We start from the raw sequence: 13,160 nt of genomic DNA, 5'->3' as shown, positions 1-13,160 counted from the left end.
GCGTTTTGGGCTTGCTGATCCGTAACCCCATCCGGAGGTGCGTTCGTTGCGAATGCCTGGTGTGACAGGACGGGGCCCATGCGGGCGCAGAGAGGGGGACCGGGTGGAGGCGGACGAGCTTCTGGTACTCGTGGCCGGCGGGGACCAGAAGGCATTCGAGGAGCTGTACGGACTGGTGTCAGGCCCGGTGTTCGGGCTGGTCCGACGCGTCGTGCGGGATCCGGCGCAGTCGGAGGAGGTGGCCCAGGAGGTGCTGCTCGAACTCTGGCGGTCCGCGGCGAAGTTCGACCCCGGGCGGGGCAGCGCGCTGTCCTGGATCCTCACCCTCGCCCACCGCCGCGCCGTCGACCGGGTGCGTAGCGCCCGCGCGGCCGTCGACCGCGAGCAGCGCGAGGCACGCCGCGCCCACCACCCCGCCTTCGACCAGGTCACCGAGGAGGTCGAGGCGGGCCTGGAGCGCGAATGGGTACGCCGCTGCCTGGAGCGCCTCACCGCCCTGCAGCGCCAGTCCGTCACCCTCGCCTACTACGACGGCTACACGTACCGTGAAGTGGCCGAGCGGCTCTCCCTGCCGCTGGGCACCGTCAAGACCCGTATGCGCGATGGACTCACCCAGCTGCGCAAGTGCCTGGGAGGTGTCGCATGAGTCTCCTCGCCCGACTGTTCCGCCGTGAGGATCTGCACTCGCTCGCGGCCCCCTATGCACTCGACGCCCTCGAGCCCGCGGAGCGGTTCCGCTTCGAGAAGCACCTCAAGAAGTGCGACCGCTGTGCCGCCGAGGTCCGCGCCCTTTCCGAGGACGCCGTCCGGCTGGCCTGGTCGACCGCCGCGCCGCCGCCGGCCGCGATGCGCGACCGGGTGCTGGCCGCCGTACGCGCCACACCGCAGGAGTCGTCGATGGCACGGGAGCACACGCCCCAGCTGCCGCCGCACGTCTGGGGCACGCAGCCGCCGCCGTCGCGCACCCGTGCGCCCCGCGAGCGCCGCCCCTTCTTCGTCCCGCTCGCCACGGCGACGGCCGCCGCGGCCCTCGTCGTCGCCTCCCTCTTCGCCGTGCAGGCCCGGCAGACCCAGGACAAGCTGGACGCCGCGCAGGCGCAGTCACGTGAGATCGCCCACGTTCTCGCAGCTCCCGACGCGCGCGCGACCACACGCAAGGACGCCCAGGGCCGAAGTATCGGAGCGATCGCCTCCGCATCCGAGGGGCGGGCGGTCGTCACCCTCAGCGGATACGGCGACCCGACAGGCGGACGCGTGCACCAGCTGTGGCTCATGCGCCCCGATGCGCAACCACGCTCCCTCGGGCTCTTCAAGGGTGGCGACACGCCCTTGGTCGCGACAGGTCTCAACAAGTCCGCTACATCACTGGCTGTGACCGTCGAGCCCGACGGTGGCTCACCGCAGCCCACCAGCCAGCCGGTTGTCCAACTCGCCCTGAAATCGGTTGGATTCGGAGAGTGACGAACGAAGAGTCGTCAACACCCTTACGGGGAAGGTGAATCCTGTGACCGCGATACACGAGTGCCCCACGGGAGCGATAGGGTTACCCTGCCCGGGCCGGGTGGACTCGTACGGGTGGGGAGTGACATGGAACAGATAACAGTGCGCAGCAGGGCCAGGGTCCCTGCGATCACCTGCGGGAGCAGCGCGACCAGTTCGCGCCTCGACCGCCATCTCGCGGTGCTGGGAGGTCCTGCCGTCCCGCAGCGGGAGGCGGCCGAGGCGACATCGCTGATGCGTGAGCTGACCGCACGTGACACCCCGCGTGAGCGCAGCGCCAGGGGCGCGCGAATCAGTCGCGTCCTGCTCTTCGCACCACTGCGCCGACTGCGCCGCTCGCTGTTCGGCGGACGCTGAGGTACACCGGCGCTCCTCGCGAGCCCGAGCTCGGGTGACCGCACCGTCCGGCGCAGCGCTGCGTACTCGTCGTCCGTCATCCCCACGGCACTGCAGCGACGTCCAGGTGCGACACCCGAGCCCGGGTACCCGCTCCCATCCCTGCCCCCGTCCCCGCCCGGCAGCGATGGCTCTCAACTCCCCTCGGGGGAGCAGCCGTTCACCGTTCGCCGTGTGCGTACTTGCGCACCGCGAGCGGCAGGAACACGGCGATCAGTACGGCGCACCACATCAGTGACCCGGCGATCGGGTGCGCCACCGGCCAGGCGGCGTCCGTCGGCACGGGCGCGTTCCCGAACAGATCCCGCAGGGCCGTCGTCACCGCACTGATCGGATTCCACTCGGCGATCGTGCGCAGCCAGCCCGCGAGCCCCTCGGTCGGGATGTAGGCGTTGGACAACAGCGGCAGGATGAAGGTCGAGGCGCCGAGCTGCCCGGCCGCGTCCTCGCTGCGGGTCAGCAGCCCGAGGAAGATCCCGATCGACGTGCACGCGAACCGGAACAGCAGCAACAGCCCCACGGCGCCCAGGGTTTCGGGCGCGGACCCCTCGATCCGCCAGCCCACGGCGAGCCCGACCAGCAGCAGCGGCACCGTCCCGATCGCCGTGACCACGAGGTCGGCCACCGCCTGTCCGAGCGGCACGGCGGCCCGGCTCACCGGCATCGTGCGGAACCGGTCCATGACGCCCCGGTGCGAGTCGGCCGCGGCCTGGAACATCCCGGTCATGATCCCGCCCGCGGCCGTCGCCACCAGCAGCCCCGGCACCAGGAAGGAGCGGTACTCGCGGCCCGGCATCGCGAGGGCGCTGCCGAAGACGTAGCCGAAGAACAGCAGCATGTTGATCGGCATGACCTGGGTGAGGATCGCGAGCCCCGGACTGTTCCGGACCCGCCGCAGCTGGCGGCCCACCATCGCGAAACCGTCGTACGCCAACGCGCTCATGCCAAAACCTCCTTGGGGTCGGTGAGCCGGAGAAAGGCCTCGTCGAGTGTCGGCGGGCGCAGGCTCGCGTCGAGCAACGGCACGCCCGCGGCGTCGAGTTCGCGCACCAGGCGGGGCAGGGTGAGCGTCGAGTCCCGGGTCACCGCACCGACGGCGTGCCGCTCGTGGTCGAACGACGGCTGCGCGCCCGTGAGTTGGTCGAGCACGCCCGCCGCCTTCACCATCACGTCCGCATCGGCGACGACGACCTCGACGTACGCCCCGACGAGCGCCTTGAACTGCGCCGGCGATCCCGTGTGAGCCACCCGGCCGCGGTCCACCAGGGCTATGTCGTCGGCGAGTTGGTCGGCCTCCTCCAGGTACTGCGTGGTCAGCAGCACCGTCGTACCGTCGGCCGTGAGCTCGCGCACCGCGTCCCAGATCAGACTGCGGCTGGCCGGGTCGAGTCCGGTCGTCGGCTCGTCCAGGAACAGCACCTCGGGGCGGCGGATCAGACTCGCCGCCAGGTCCAGCCGGCGCCGCATGCCGCCGGAGTACGTGGCCGCGGCCCGGCCGGCGGCCTCGGTCAGCCCGAACCGGTCGAGGAGCTCGTCGGCGCGCCGCCCGGGCGCCCGCACCCGGTGCAGCCGTGCGAACAGCCGCAGGTTCTGGCGGCCCGTGAGGTCGCCGTCGACCGATGCGTACTGCCCGGTGACGCCGATCGAGCGCCGTACGGCTGCCGCGTCCCGAACGAGGTCGTGGCCCGCGATCCGGGCCGAGCCCGCGTCGGGCCGCAGCAGCGTCGTCAGCAGCCGTACGGCCGTCGTCTTGCCCGCTCCGTTCGGCCCGAGGACACCGCAGACCGTGCCCTGGGCCACCGCGAGATCCAGCCCGCGCACCGCGTGCACCTCGCCGAACCTCTTCTCCAGACCTTCACTAAGTACAGCGTACGTAGAAGTCATGACGCGACCATAGCGCACTACGTACGCTGTACGTAACTAGGATGGTGGCCGAGGTGATGATCGATGGCGGGCCGAGCGGCTGTACCCGAAGTGATCTGGGCGCGTCCCGAGCGGGCGGGCCGGGGGCCGAGGCCGGCGTACACGCGGGCCGACATCGCGGCGGCGGCGGTGCGCATCGCCGACGCGAGCGGGCTGGATGCGGTGTCGATGCGGCATGTCGCGGCCGAGCTGGGCTGCGGGACCATGTCGCTGTACAACTACGTCCCCCGCAAGGAGGACCTGTACGAGCTGATGGTGGACGCGGTCAGCGGGGAGCACGAGCTGTGGGAGCCGTCGGGGGACTGGCGGGCCGACATGCGCCGGGTCGCCGAGCAGACACGGGCGCTGATGCACCGGCACCCCTGGATGACGCGGCTGATGTCGCCGGTCTACGGCTTCAGCCCGAACGCCCTGCGCTACCTGGAGCACTGCCTGGCCTGCCTCGATCCGCTGCAGGCGCGCTACGGCATGAAGATGCAGCTCGTCGGGATGCTGAACGGATGCGTGACCTCGTACGTCGCGACGGAACTGGCCGCCGCCGAGCGGACGCGATCGTTGCCATGGTCGGCGGAGGAGGAGAACGCGGTGCGGATCGCCTACCTCGGGAGTCAGGTGGCCGGTGGGGCCTATCCGAGGATGGCTGCGGCGTTCACCGAGGACTCGGGGCCGATCGATCTCGAGGGAGCCTTCGAGTTGATGGTGAGCCGGATGCTGGACGCGTTCGATCCGAAGAGCTAGATCAACGCGAACTGGCCTTCCGGGCCCTCCTCGTGGTGGTCCAGGACCGACGCCGGCTTCCGTGCCGCCTCGGGCGCCGGAAGCACCCCCGCCTTGTGCAGTTCGGACGCCGTGACCGGAGCCGTCACCGTCAACTCGTCCTGCTGCGGGCGCAGTTCCGCCAGCAGGGCCAGGACCGTGATCAGCTCCAGCAGCTCCGAGGTCCACGTCTGGGGCCAGGTCGCCGGGCGGATCGCCGCCAGGGCTCCCGGCTCGGCCTCTGTCGTGCGGGCCGTGAACCACTGCTCCAGGACCCGGACGCCCGCCGCCTCGAAGTCCCAGGCCTCGGGCGGCACCGGCGAGATGCGGCCATCGTCGAGCAGCAGGGTCTCCTCGTCGCGGTCGTAGCCGATCGTGAAGGGGCGTGACGGCAGCGGGGCGCGGACGTATGGGCGGCGGCCTCCCGGCAGCTTGGGGCGGTCGCCGTTGCGGCGCATCAGCCAGAGGACGCGGCGGCCCAACTCCACGCCGTGCGCCCAGAGTTCGGCGTCCTCGGTGAGCGGGACCGTCAGGTCCGGCCGTACCGTCGCCATGGTCCAGGCGAGGACGTCCGGCGCGGTGGGGGAGTGGCCGAGACGGGAGTTCAGGTGCTGCACGAGGCCCGGCGCGAGGTTGGGTTCCGTGCCGCCGGGGCGGCGGTACAGCGGGCGGATGCGGCCGGGGCGCAGGAGCGGGAGGTGGGACGTCGCCAGGAGAGGCGGGGTGCCCGGGGCCGAGGGGGTCTCCACGACGAAGATCTGGTGCTCGTCCGCCACCCGCCACAGCTCCGGGCGGGCCGAGTCGATCAGGCGGTGGTCGGGGATCAGCCACTGCTCGTCGAAGGGGGCGTGCAGGACCCGTACCGGCTCGGGGCAGGAGCCCGACGCCCGGACCAGCTTCTCCGTGCCGCTCGACTGGCCCGGCAGCTGGCCGACCGCCGAGTGCAGGCTGCGCGAGCGCGTCGGCTCGAACAGGGCCTCGCGGTCCGGGCCTTCGGCCTTCAGCAGGGCGTCCCAGCGGGCTTTCAGGGATGCGGCGTCGGGGCCCGTCGGCCACCCCCGGCCGAGCCGCGGCGGTGCGACGGACCACGGCATGAGGTCCGCCAGCAGCGGAGCGTCGTCGTGCGTCACGCTGGGCATCGTACGACTTGGCACGGACAGTGATGTCATGTGGCGTCCAGAGTGACCGTGAAGGAGAAGCGGTCGCCCCGGTAGTGGATCACCGCCGCGTCCAACACCCTTCCCGCACCGTCGTAGGTCACACCCGTGTAGTGCAGGATCGGGCTGAGCAGCGGCACTTGGAGCAGCCGTGCCGTCTCAGGGTCGGCCAGACGGGCCTCCACGGTGTCCGTGATGCGGCTGATGTCCGCCCGTACGACGTCCCGCAGCACCTTGGTCATCGGCCAGCGCACCAGGTCGGACGGGTCGATACGGGCGGCCAGTTCGGGGCGGACGTAGTTGCGGGCGTGGTTGGTCGGCTCGCCCGTCTTCTCGTCGCTGCGCAGTCGGTGGTACGTGGCCACCTCGTCGATCTCCGGGAAGTACTCGGCGAGTTCGGCCGGCACGGGCGTCTTGCCGTGGTCCAGCAGCTCCGTCGTCATGCCGGACTGCTGGGCCACGATGGCGTCCACCGAGCCGAGCAGCCGGACCGGGGTACCCCGTTTCGCATCGGGTTCGATGAAGGTGCCCCGGCGGCGGTGGCGGGTGATCAGCCCCTCGTCCTCCAGCTCCTTCAGCGCCTGCCGCATCGTCAGCACGCTCACCCCGTAGTGGCCGGCCAGCTGCTCCTCGGTGGGCAGCCGCAGCGGGTCCTGAGGTGAGCGGCCGAGTATCGAGGCGCGCAGGGACTGCGACACCTGGTACCAGAGCGGCAGCTTGCGGTTCAGGACGATCGAGTCCGGGGCGAAGGAGGTCACGGGCCTATCCGTACCGGTCGTCCGCGATCAGTGCAACGGGCGGAAATGCCGCTCCAGGCCCCGCCACACGTCGTCGTAGTGCGGTTGCAGGTGCTCCACCTGGGCCGCGTGCGCGGTGAGCGTCACCGGCCAGCGCGTCTCGAACATGAACGCCAGCCCGTCGTCCACCTTCTGGGGCTTGAGCTCCGCCGCGCTCGCCCTGTCGAACGTCTCCCGGTCCGGTCCGTGCGCCGACATCATGTTGTGCAGCGAGCCGCCGCCGGGCACGAAGCCCTCCGCCTTCGCGTCGTAGGCGCCCTCGATCAGGCCCATGTACTCGCTCATCACGTTCCGGTGGAAGTACGGCGGCCGGAACGTGTTCTCGCCCACCAGCCAGCGCGGCGCGAAGACCACGAAGTCGACGCCGGCCAGGCCCGGGGTGTCCGACGGGGACGTCAGCACCGTGAAGATCGACGGGTCGGGGTGGTCGTAGGAGATGGTGCCGATGACGTTGAAGCGGCGCAGGTCGTAGACGTACGGCACGTAGTTGCCGTGCCAGGCGACGACGTCGAGCGGGGAGTGGTCGTAGGTCGCCGTCCAGAGGTTGCCGCAGAACTTGTTCACGACCTCGACCGGGCCGTCGACGTCCTCGTACGCGGCGACGGGGGCCTGGAAGTCGCGGGCGTTGGCGAGTCCGTTGGCGCCGATCGGGCCGAGGTCGGGGAGGCGGAAGGGGGCGCCGTAGTTCTCGCACACATAACCGCGGGCGTACTCGTCCAAGAGCTCCACACGGAAGCGCACCCCACGAGGGATCAGCGCCACATGTCCCGGGTCCGCATGCAGCAGCCCGAACTCCGTGTGCAGCAGCAGGCCGCCGCGCTCCGGGACGATCAGCAGCTCGCCGTCGGCGTCGCTGAAGACGCGGTCCATCGAGGAGTTGGCGTGATACAGGTGCACGGCCATGCCGGTGCGCTGGGTCACGTCGCCGTTGCCGCCGAGGGTCCACAGACCGGCGAGGAAGTCGGTGCCCTCCGTCGGGTCCGGCAGGGGGCTCCAGCGCAGTCGGTTCGGGTCCGGGACGGACTCCGTGAAGGGGGCCGAGCGGACCCAGCCGTTGTGGGTGTGCGTGAACGCCGGGTGCGCGGCCGAGGGGCGGATGCGGTAGAGCCAGGAGCGGCGGTTGTGGGCCCGCGGCTCGGTGAACGCCGTACCGCTGAGCTGTTCCGCGTACAGCCCGAGAGGGGCGCGCTGCGGCGAGTTGCGGCCCTCGGGCAGGGCGCCGGGCACGGCCTCGGAGGTGTGCTCGTTGCCGAAACCGGAGAGGTAGGTCAGCCCCTCGGCCGTCTTGCGCGCGTCCCCGCTCATGATCGCTCCCTTGCGCACTGATGCGGTCTTATTCCTATGCATCACCGTAGGATTGCGGTTTCGTGCGCGCAAGGGGGCCACCGGACGTCCTCACCAGGGAGGAACGAGAACACGACTCCAGGGGGATCCAAGTGTCGGACCGGTGTTCTAGCCTCACGGGCATGTCGTGGACGCGGGGACTACTTGCCCTGCTCGCGGTCTGTGTCCTGCTGCTGACCGGATCCGCGGGCTGCGGCTCCAGTGATGCGCACGAGGGGAAGAACGGGGAGTCGGCCTCGCCGGTCGGCAAGCTCCTCGACGACACCGACAAGGAGGGGCGGCATCTGCGCGAGGTGGACAAGAAGGGTGCGCCCGAGGTCGGCATCGAGGTGCAGCCGGACGCCGACGACACCTGGGACGTACGGCTGACCCTCCACAACTTCCGCTTCTCGCCCGAGGGCGCGAAGCCGAAGGCGGTGGCCGGCCGCGGCTATGCGTACCTCTTCGTCGACGACCGACCGGTCACCCGCCTCCGCGGTCTCGGCTATCGCCTCCCGGCCCGGCTCGTCCCGCGTGGCACGCACCATGTCACCGCGCGTCTGTACGCCGATGACGGCACCGCCTGGGCGGTGAAGGGCAAGCCGGTCGAGAGCACGGCCGACATCACGGCGTCGGAGGCGCAGGCCACACCGAACGGCACCTCCAGCGCGGCCGCACTGGGTGCATCCGGCAGCCGTCCCCGTACCGGGGGGCGAGGTTCACCGGACGGCTCGGGAACGGCATCATGAAGTCCGTGCCCCACGCGACATCGCTACGCCGAGCCCCCGTGCAGCGACGCAGTGCCGAACGGCTGACCAGGATCCTCGACGCCTGTGCCGACCTCCTCGACGAGGTCGGCTACGACGCCCTGAGCACCCGAGCCGTGGCCCTGCGCGCCGGAGTCCCCATCGGTTCGGTCTATCGCTTCTTCGGCAACAAGAGGCAGATGGCCGACGCTCTCGCCCAACGCAACCTCGAACGCTTCACCGAGCAGGTCACCGAGCGGCTGAAGGCGGCCCGCGACGGCGGCTGGCGCTCGGCGGTGGACGCCGTACTCGACGAGTACCTGGCCATGAAGCGCACCGCTCCCGGCTTCTCCCTCGTCGACTTCGGCAACCAGATCCCGGTCGGCGCCCGCGACGCCGAACCCAACCACCGCGTCGCCGACCGCCTCACCGACCTGCTCTCCGGCTACCTCGACCGGGAGCCGGACGAGGACCTGCGGCGCACCTTCCTGATCGCCGTGGAGACCGCGGACACCCTGGTCCACCTGGCCTTCCGGGTGGCTCCGGAGGGCGACGAGAAGATCATCGAGGAGGCGCGGGAGATGCTGCGGGCGTATCTCGCGCGGGTACTGGACTGAGGCCTCCGGGCGGCGGCGAGGCGGGCGGCTCGCGAATTTCCGACCTCACCCCCTGAGGGGCCTCCCGTCCGTGCATACCGGTCGGTATGCTCGGTCGCACCAACGAGCGTCACCGTCGCCGCCCACCGGGAGGACCCGTGTCCCGCACCGCCCTGCGAATCTGCCCCCTGTGCGAGGCCACCTGCGGGCTGACCCTCACCATCGAGGGCACCCGTGTCACCGGCGCCCGCGGTGACCGCGAGGACGTGTTCAGCAAGGGGTTCATCTGCCCCAAGGGTGCCTCCTTCGGGGCCGTCGACGGCGACCCCGACCGGCTGCGCACCCCGCTCGTGCGCAAGGACGGCGAGCTGCGCGAGGCCACCTGGGAGGAGGCCTTCGACGCGGTCGCCGCCGGGATCCGGCCGGTCGTCGAGCGGTACGGCCCCAACTCCGTCGGCGTCGTCCTGGGCAACCCGAACGTCCACACCATCGCCGGCGGCCTCTACCCGCCGGTGCTGCTCGCCGGCCTCGGCACCCGCAGCATCTTCACCGCGTCCACGGTCGACCAGATGCCCAAGCACGTCTCCAGCGGACTGCTCTACGGCGACGCGAACGCGATCCCCGTACCGGACCTGGACCACACCGACCACTTGCTCCTCATCGGCGCCAACCCCCTCGAGTCCAACGGGAGTCTGTGCACCGCCGCCGACTTCCCCGGCAAGCTCAAGGCCCTCAAGGCGCGCGGCGGCCACCTCACCGTGATCGACCCGCGCCGCACCCGCACCGCCAAACTGGCCGACCGCCACCTCGCGATCCGCCCCGGCACCGACGCACTGCTCCTCGCCGCGATGGCGTACACCCTGTTCGAGGAAGACCTCGTCGAGACCGGGGAGTTGACCCCGCACCTCCAGGGCCTCGACGAACTGCGCGCTGCCGTACGGGACTTCACCCCTGAAGCCGTCGCCGGCGCCTGCGACGTGGACGCCGGCACGATCCGCACCCTCGCCCGCGAACTCGCCGCCGCCCCAACGGCCGCCGTGTACGGCCGTATCGGCAGCTGCACCGTCCCCTACGGCACCCTCGGCAGCTGGCTCGTCGACGTCCTCAACATCCTCACCGGCAACCTCGACCGCCCCGGCGGCGCCCTCTTCCCGCAGGCGGCCACCGACCGGACGCCCCGCCCGGCCGGCCCCGGCCACGGCTTCCAGCTCGCCCGCTGGCACTCCCGGGTCAGCCGACACCCCGAGGCCAAGGGGGAGTTGCCGCTGTCCGCGCTCGCCGAGGAGATCGACACCGCGACCGAGGAGGGCGAGCCGATCCGCGCCCTCGTCGCCGTCGCCGCCAACCCCGTGCTGTCCGCGCCCGACGGCGACCGGCTCGACAAGGCCCTGGACTCCCTGGACTTCATGGTCAGCGTCGACCCCTACCTCAACGAGACCTCGCGCCACGCGGACGTCGTACTGCCGCCGCCCCCGCCCTCCCAGAGCGCCCACCACGACTTCGCCTTCAACACCCTCGCCGTGCGCAACCAGGTCCGCTACTCCCGCCCCGCCGTGCCCCTGGAGCCCGGCCGCATGGCCGAGACCGAGATCCTCGCCCGGCTGATCCTGGCCGCGACCGGCATGCACGGCGCCGACCCGTCCGCCGTGGACGACCTGGTCATCGGCCAGACCCTCGGCAAGGCGGTCAAGGAGCCCCACTCGCCCGTGCACGGCCGCGACCCGCAGGAGCTCGCGGCCCGGCTCACCGGAGCGACCGGCCCCGAGCGGCGGCTCGACATGATGCTGCGCCTCGGCCCCTACGGCGACGGTTTCGGCGTACGTGAGGACGGGCTGAGCCTGGAGCGGCTGCTCGCGCACCCGCACGGCATCGACCTCGGCCCGCTGCAGTCCCGCCTGCCCCAGCCCCTGAAGACCAGGAGCGGCAAGGTCGAGCTGCTGCCGCAGCCGATTGCGGACGATCTGCCGCGGCTGCGGCAGGCGCTGGACCGGCTCCCCGACGAACTCGTCCTCGTCGGCCGCCGCCATCTGCGCTCCAACAACAGCTGGATGCACAACGTCCCCGCCCTCACCGGCGGCACCAACCGCTGCACCCTGCACATCCACCCCGAGGACGCCGAGCGGCTCGGGGTGCGGGACGGGGCCGCCGTACGCGTGAAGGGCGCCGGCGGAGAGGTGACCGCCCCCGCCGAGGTCACCGACAGTGTGCGTCCGGGCGTGGTGAGCCTGCCGCACGGCTGGGGCCACGACCGTCCCGGCACCCGGATGAGCCACGCCGCCACCGACCCCGGAGTCAACGTCAACCAGCTCCTCGACGGCAGCCTCCTCGACCCGCTCTCGGGCAACGCGGTCCTCAACGGAGTACCCGTCGAGGTGGCCGCAGCCGCCCCCGCGGCCGAAAAGCTCATGCCGCTGACCTGAGCAAAGCCGTGACCTGCAGTTTTGCGCTTATTGCTCACGCGTCAACGTCTTGTTAACGCCGTTTGAACGGACCTAACGTCATCGCACCGCCTGCCCCGGTGGGATGTTCAAGGGCGAACGTTAGGTATCCACTCATGCTGACCATCCTCGGCTTCGCCATGATCGCGACCTTCCTGGTCCTGATCATGCTGAAGAAGATGTCGCCGATCGCGGCGCTCGTGCTGATCCCGGCACTGTTCTGCGTCTTCGTCGGTAAGGGCGCCAAGCTCGGCGACTACGTCATCGACGGCGTCACCGGCCTCGCCCCCACCGCGGCGATGCTCATGTTCGCGATCGTCTACTTCGGTGTGATGATCGACGTCGGTCTCTTCGACCCGATCGTTCGGGGAATCCTGAAGTTCTGCAAGGCCGACCCGCTCCGCATCGTCGTCGGCACCGCGCTGCTCGCCGCGATCGTCTCGCTCGACGGCGACGGCTCGACCACCTTCATGATCACCGTCTCGGCGATGTACCCGCTGTACAAGCGCCTGAAGATGTCCCTGGTCGTGATGACAGGTGTCGCCGCCATGGCCAACGGCGTGATGAACACCCTGCCGTGGGGTGGCCCGACCGCCCGCGCCGCGACCGCGCTGAAGCTCGACGCGAGCGACATCTTCGTACCGATGATCCCGGCGCTCGCCATGGGCCTGGTGTTCGTGATCGCCCTCTCGTACGTCCTCGGCCGCCGCGAGCGCAAGCGGCTCGGCGTGCTGACGCTGGACGAGGTGCTGGTCGAGGAGAAGGAGACCGAGACTGTCCTCGTGGGCGCCGGCTCCGGCTCCGGCAAGGACGGCAGGCGCACCACCGGCGGCTCCGGCTCCGGCACCGACGCCGACCTTCCCGAGGAGGAGGACGAGGGCCTCCAGGGCCTCGACCCCAACCGCCCCACCCTGCGCCCCAAGCTGTACTGGTTCAACGCGCTGCTGACGGTCACCCTGCTCACCGCCATGATCATGGAGTGGCTGCCGATCCCGGTGCTGTTCCTGCTCGGCGCCGCGACCGCGCTCACCGTCAACTTCCCGCACATGCCCGACCAGAAGGCCCGCCTCGGCGCGCACGCCGAGAACGTCCTCAACGTCTCCGGCATGGTCTTCGCCGCCGCCGTCTTCACCGGCGTCCTGCAGGGCACCGGCATGGTCGACCACATGGCCAAGTGGCTGGTGGACAACATCCCCGACGGCATGGGCCCGCACATGGCCTTCGTCACCGGCATCCTGAGCATTCCGCTCACGTACTTCATGTCCAACGACGGCTTCTACTTCGGCATCCTCCCGGTGCTCGCCGAGGCCGGCCAGGCGCACGGCGTCTCGTCCCTGGAGATCGCCCGCGCCTCCCTCATCGGGCAGCCGCTGCACATGTCGAGCCCGCTCGTCCCGGCCGTGTACGTCCTGGTCGGCATGGCGAAGGTGGAGTTCGGCGACCACACCAGGTTCGTGGTCAAGTGGGCTGCGCTGACATCACTCGTGGTGCTCGGGGCAGGAATCCTCTTCGGCATCATCTGACCCGC

Annotated in this window: 13 protein-coding genes; 8 read left to right on the top strand and 5 right to left on the bottom strand. The window is 70.9% G+C overall.

What is annotated here, in order from left to right; all coding sequences use genetic code 11:
- The first annotated feature begins 103 nt into the window (after positions 1-103).
- The 3 genes from ACFY1L_RS19180 (at position 104) to ACFY1L_RS19170 (ending at position 1,857) form a co-directional block, all read left to right on the top strand.
- A complete protein-coding gene (locus ACFY1L_RS19180) occupies positions 104-646 on the top strand; it encodes a sigma-70 family RNA polymerase sigma factor (protein WP_388825085.1) in 543 nt (180 codons plus the stop codon).
- Positions 643-1,461, top strand: coding sequence for an anti-sigma factor domain-containing protein (locus ACFY1L_RS19175; protein WP_388825082.1), 819 nt, complete (start codon positions 643-645; stop codon positions 1,459-1,461). Before ACFY1L_RS19180 ends, ACFY1L_RS19175 begins: the two co-directional genes overlap by 4 nt.
- Positions 1,462-1,587: 126 nt before the next feature.
- The gene (locus ACFY1L_RS19170; RefSeq protein ID WP_388825079.1) at positions 1,588-1,857 is read left to right on the top strand and encodes a hypothetical protein; all 270 of its coding nucleotides are present in this window, start codon (positions 1,588-1,590) and stop codon (positions 1,855-1,857) included.
- 199 nt (positions 1,858-2,056) lie between these two features.
- Here ACFY1L_RS19170 and ACFY1L_RS19165 read toward each other — a convergent pair whose 3' ends face one another.
- Positions 2,057-2,839, bottom strand: coding sequence for an ABC transporter permease (locus tag ACFY1L_RS19165; RefSeq protein WP_388825076.1), 783 nt, complete (start codon positions 2,837-2,839; stop codon positions 2,057-2,059).
- Positions 2,836-3,780, bottom strand: a complete 945-nt coding sequence (locus ACFY1L_RS19160; RefSeq protein ID WP_388825074.1) for an ATP-binding cassette domain-containing protein — start codon at positions 3,778-3,780, stop codon at positions 2,836-2,838. Before ACFY1L_RS19160 ends, ACFY1L_RS19165 begins: the two co-directional genes overlap by 4 nt.
- Positions 3,781-3,843: 63 nt before the next feature.
- On the opposite strand from ACFY1L_RS19160, the gene ACFY1L_RS19155 reads away from it, so the two are divergent.
- Positions 3,844-4,557, top strand: coding sequence for a TetR/AcrR family transcriptional regulator (locus ACFY1L_RS19155; protein ID WP_388825071.1), 714 nt, complete (start codon positions 3,844-3,846; stop codon positions 4,555-4,557).
- Here the strand turns inward: ACFY1L_RS19155 and ACFY1L_RS19150 are convergent.
- Genes ACFY1L_RS19150 through hmgA form a run of 3 tightly spaced genes read right to left on the bottom strand, consistent with a single transcriptional unit; the run spans position 4,554 to position 7,834 of the window.
- A complete protein-coding gene (locus ACFY1L_RS19150) occupies positions 4,554-5,714 on the bottom strand; it encodes a type ISP restriction/modification enzyme (RefSeq protein WP_388825068.1) in 1,161 nt (386 codons plus the stop codon). The genes ACFY1L_RS19155 and ACFY1L_RS19150 overlap by 4 nt on opposite strands.
- A 26-nt stretch (positions 5,715-5,740) precedes the next feature.
- A complete protein-coding gene (locus ACFY1L_RS19145) occupies positions 5,741-6,490 on the bottom strand; it encodes a GntR family transcriptional regulator (protein WP_388825065.1) in 750 nt (249 codons plus the stop codon).
- 27 nt (positions 6,491-6,517) lie between these two features.
- On the bottom strand, positions 6,518-7,834 hold the full coding sequence (gene hmgA, locus ACFY1L_RS19140; protein WP_388825062.1) for a homogentisate 1,2-dioxygenase: 1,317 nt from the start codon (positions 7,832-7,834) through the stop codon (positions 6,518-6,520).
- Positions 7,835-7,995: 161 nt separating this feature from the next.
- Between hmgA and ACFY1L_RS19135 the strand changes: the two genes are divergently transcribed.
- From ACFY1L_RS19135 to ACFY1L_RS19120, 4 genes are all read left to right on the top strand, one after another.
- Positions 7,996-8,601: a hypothetical protein gene (locus tag ACFY1L_RS19135; protein WP_388825059.1), complete on the top strand. Its 606-nt coding sequence runs from the start codon at positions 7,996-7,998 to the stop codon at positions 8,599-8,601.
- The gene (locus tag ACFY1L_RS19130; protein WP_388825057.1) at positions 8,598-9,215 is read left to right on the top strand and encodes a TetR family transcriptional regulator; all 618 of its coding nucleotides are present in this window, start codon (positions 8,598-8,600) and stop codon (positions 9,213-9,215) included. Before ACFY1L_RS19135 ends, ACFY1L_RS19130 begins: the two co-directional genes overlap by 4 nt.
- 137 nt (positions 9,216-9,352) lie before the next feature.
- Positions 9,353-11,614 (top strand): molybdopterin oxidoreductase family protein, encoded by a 2,262-nt coding sequence (locus tag ACFY1L_RS19125; protein WP_388825054.1) that lies wholly within the window; start codon positions 9,353-9,355, stop codon positions 11,612-11,614.
- Positions 11,615-11,748: 134 nt separating this feature from the next.
- Positions 11,749-13,155, top strand: a complete 1,407-nt coding sequence (locus ACFY1L_RS19120) for a CitMHS family transporter (RefSeq protein WP_388825051.1) — start codon at positions 11,749-11,751, stop codon at positions 13,153-13,155.
- The last annotated feature ends 5 nt before the right edge of the window (positions 13,156-13,160 follow it).

Origin of the sequence: Streptomyces sp. NPDC001663 (genome assembly GCF_042893105.1) — a bacterium.
Taxonomy (GTDB): Bacteria; Actinomycetota; Actinomycetes; order Streptomycetales; family Streptomycetaceae; genus Streptomyces.
This window is presented reverse-complemented; position numbering and strand designations above follow the sequence as displayed.